Annotated in this window: 1 pseudogene; it reads right to left on the minus strand. The window is 29.3% G+C overall.

Annotated features, from left to right (window positions below):
* Nucleotides 1–24: 24 nt before the first annotated feature.
* Nucleotides 25–410 (minus strand): annotated as a pseudogene (locus tag BAMA_RS23360) (alpha/beta hydrolase); the annotation flags it as partial.

Raw genomic sequence — 410 nt, forward strand, 5'->3', positions numbered from 1 at the left:
AGGTTCAAGATAAATTGTAATTTGTTAATCGATATATTTGTGTAACCACTGTTCAAATATCTTTAACTGTTCTTCAGTATGAAAGTAATGTTCACCTGTTTCCATGACTTCTAATTCACAACGATGTTTTTTTGTAAAACAGTTAATAGTTTCAAATTCGCACAGTTCATCCTTGGCTCCATACATAATATATGTATCTGTATTCTATGTATTAATAGGATGTTCTTTTACATAGCATAAATAATCCCAATATAGCTTTTGACCAATAGGTGTCTCTATAGTCATTTCTTTTTGCAAAAGCTCTGGTGTTACATTAAACCATTTCATCATATTTTCGATAATTCGTTCCATATTAACTACTGGTGATAAAAATAATGCCTTTTCTAACACATCATTTTGATAGGCTAAAA

It is taken from the genome of Bacillus manliponensis, from assembly GCF_000712595.1.
GTDB classification, from domain to species: Bacteria; Bacillota; Bacilli; order Bacillales; family Bacillaceae_G; genus Bacillus_A; species Bacillus_A manliponensis.